The sequence below is a fragment of the Falsochrobactrum shanghaiense genome (assembly GCF_003149535.1).
Taxonomy (GTDB): domain Bacteria; phylum Pseudomonadota; class Alphaproteobacteria; order Rhizobiales; family Rhizobiaceae; genus Brucella; species Brucella shanghaiense.
The window spans coordinates 1-3,473 of the sequence record NZ_QGDB01000025.1 but is presented as its reverse complement, the minus strand read 5'-3'; the positions used below and the strand labels follow the sequence as shown (position 1 = coordinate 3,473).

Genomic DNA, 3,473 nt, shown 5'->3' with positions numbered 1-3,473 from the left:
GATAGTCCCGTCATCCATGACCTCCGAATCATGGAAACCCATGGAGTCAGAGATCAATCAAAAACGCAACTGTAATGCTAGGTTCAATCGACATTCAGGATTCATTTCTGTCGAGGAGTGTGATTTATGGGTTTCCAGATTCATTGATCTGGAGGTCCCTGATGTCGAAGCCCAAGCGGTATGAACTGACGCCTGAACAATGGCGGCGGATCGGGCATTTGCTACCCGGCAAGCCCAGTGATCCGGGCCGTTCGGGAGGTGATAACCTTACTTTCGTCAACGGCGTGCTTTGGGTGCTGCGCTCGGGCGCGCATTGGCACGATCTTCCCGAGCGTTACGGCAAATGGAAGACCGCCCACAAGCGCTTCACACGATGGGCGAAGGCCGGTGTGTGGGAGCGCGTCTTCGCCGATCTCATCGATGATCCCAAGAACGATTATGTCAGTCTCGACTCGAGCCTCGTGCGCGCCCACCAACAGGCAGCCACCGGCAAGGGCGGCGGCCAAAAAGGGGGGATCAGGCTCTGGGGCGTTCCCGAGGAGGACTGACGACCAAAATCCACATGGCCGTGGATGCACTCGGTCGACCGCTGAAGCTGATCCTCACACCCGGCCAGCGCGGCGATGCACCTCTCGCCCCGGCTCTGCTCGAAGGCCTCTCGCCACGCCGCGTGTTGGCTGACAAGGCTTACGATTCCAATGCCTTGCGTGACCTCATCGCCAATATGGGCGCTGAAGCGGTCATCCCGTGCAATCCGACCCGGAAGACGCTGATCCCTTACGACTTCCAAGCCTACAAGGTCCGCAACACCATAGAGCGCTGCTTCAACAAGCTCAAACACTTCAGACGCATCGCAACACGCTTCGACCGCCGTGCAACCCACTACCTAAGCTTCCTGCAACTCGCAGCCGCAATGCTGTGGATGCGCTGAATGTCGATTCAGCCTAGATAAATTGGGCGGAAAGGGTTGCTTTATCGAAAGCCTGTCCGAAGTTTCGGATAGGCTTTCATTCAGCGCGCATTTCGTCAGCTTCGCGCCGATCCGGTCGAGGCGAGCTTGGTGCCGTTTTCATCGCTGTTGAGCAATGCATCGATCCGGTCGCGTTCCTGAATGAAAGCTTCCAGTTCCTTGCCCTTCAGGGCCTTGCTGTCGGGCAGGCGGATGCGCAGCGGGTCGACCTTGGTGCCATTGACGATCAGCTCATAGTGCAGATGTGGCCCGGTCGAAAGTCCGGTCGAGCCCACATAGCCGATGACCTGCCCCTGACGGACGCGGGCACCCACGCTGACGCCGCGCGCGATGGCGTTTTGGTGATTATAGCTGCTGACATAGCCATTGGCGTGACGAATCAGTGTCTGATTGCCGTAACCATTTGACCAGCCAGCCTTTTCGACCACGCCATTGCCCGCCGCGATGATGGGTGTGCCGCGCGGGGCGGCCCAGTCCACGCCTGTATGCATGCGGCTATAGCCCAGAATCGGGTGGCGGCGCATGCCGAAAGGCGAGCGGAAGACGCCATTGGGAACCGGATTGCGCAACAGGAACTGTTTGGCGCTCTTTCCGTTTTGATCAAAATAATCAACACTGCCGTCGGGAGCCTGATAGCGGTAGAATTTGCGGGTCGTTCCGCCAAAAGTCGCCGCCACATAAAGAAGCTGCGAATCGCCATCGGTTTTTTCAGAATCTTCCGGCAAGGAGAAGAAGGCGTCGATCCGGTCATTTTGTGACAGCCGTGCTTGCAGATCGACATCGGAAGCCAGCATTTTCACCAGTTGCTCGCGCATCGTCTCGCTCATGCCATAGGCCAGCGCTGCGCGGCTTATGCCGTCATAGGCGGTCGGCAGATTGCCGCGAATGGCCGTGGGCGGGGCATCGCCGTCGAAAGCCGAGGCCAGAAGCGGTGTCGCTTCGGGTTCGTCGGAAGGGACGTATTGCTGACGGTCGTTGAACGCCACCGTCACCAGATGCGTGGTGCGGTGATAGACGCTCGCGCGGACGATGCGATCGACCCCTTCTTGCGATTCGGTGCCGATGCGAAGCACGCTGCCTTCCTTGAGGCGTTGGGAATTGAGCAATTTTGCCAGGGCCTGCGCCATATTGGTGGCATCGTCGCCGGTATAGCCCGCGCTTTGCAAGGCTTGTTCGATGCTCATCGTCTGCCGGAAGGGAATCAGTTCTTCCGAGAAGCCATCCCCGGCACGTTCTTCGTCGGCGCGGGAGGCGATGCTTACATTTTCCTGCGTGATTTTCACGCCGAGCGCGGGACTGAGCGCAAAAGACGAATCACCGCCGCCGCCGAATCGGGCTGGATCGATATAGTGTAACGAGGCAACCTGAACGTCGCCGTCGGTCAGTAAAGCGCCCGTATCGCGCACGACTTCCTCAACCTCATCAACAGTGAGATCGTTCGCGGCGTCAAAAGAGGCTTTGCCCAGCGGGAAATCGACGACATGCAGGCTGATTTCGCTTTCAACCTTGGCGCCGTAAATCTGGCCGGTATCGGCAGGCGGCGGCGCAGTCGGGCCTTCGGAGAAAATGGAGAGCGCATCGAAGGGCGGATATTTGCGGCTGGAAGGGTGATCCACGGCAAGGGCCATGTGAACCAGTTCGAAGGGCCGGGTCCGGATGACCTCGCGCTCGCCCACTTTCTGCATGGTGGAAAGATCGAAGCGCCGCCGGTCCGTGGGCTTTTGCCGTGAAATCGTGCTGACGAGGCGCCCGGCCTTGGCGACGCTGGTATCGTTGCTTACGCCGGGCATATCGTTGCGCGCCAGAATTTCGGGCGGGGTGGCCAGTTGCTCGCGACCGTCAAGCGCTGCAAAGAGTGCTACGCCGATCAGCATGCAGGAGGTGACGCCGGTCAGGAAAGTGCCCGCCAGCCAGCGTGCCGAAACTTCACGCCTGTCGGGCGGACGCCGCCTTCCGCCTACGCTCAGCGGGGGCTCGTCACCCGGATCAAGTTTGTTCGGCTCAAAATCCTTCATGCCGCTATAGCAGGCCCTTTTTCAAATCCGTTGCATATAAATGCATGAACATCATTTCTCAGAAAAGCGAACGAGCCGCTTGTCCGGCGTATGCTGTCTTCCCTTTTGATGGAAGGCCTTAAACAGGTGGCGCGATTCTGCATGCCAAACGTCTATAAGTCAACGAGAAGCCAGCTTGCCTGCTTTATACACAGCCCTGCGACCTGTTTATGAATGCCGCGGCTTTTTATTTTAATAATGAGGCCGGTTTGTGGCCCTGTCATCGTCGGCATGGGGATCCGGGGGCCTTAATAAAGCCTTCTCTCATACCTATATATGTAGCGGCTGTGGAAAACTTGCCTTCTTTTGAGCTGTGTCAAAAATAGTTCAAATAAGTTGGATTGCGGTGTTGACAGATGCGGTGAGGCTCCCCTATATATCGCGACAACGAGGGCGGCATCGCTGCTAGCGGCAGGTTGCTTCGTCCTTTGGTTGATTGAAAATGGATT

General features: G+C 57.8%; 1 protein-coding gene and 1 pseudogene. One reads left to right on the top strand and one right to left on the bottom strand.

All coding sequences use genetic code 11. The features are described 5' to 3' along the window. Window positions 1-161 precede the first annotated feature (161 nt). Window positions 162-931 (top strand): annotated as a pseudogene (locus DKP76_RS18820) (IS5 family transposase). Between the two features lie 95 nt (window positions 932-1,026). Here DKP76_RS18820 and DKP76_RS18815 read toward each other — a convergent pair. Continuing rightward, window positions 1,027-2,985 (bottom strand): M23 family metallopeptidase, encoded by a 1,959-nt coding sequence (locus DKP76_RS18815; RefSeq protein ID WP_109708173.1) that lies wholly within the window; start codon window positions 2,983-2,985, stop codon window positions 1,027-1,029. Window positions 2,986-3,473: the final 488 nt, after the last annotated feature.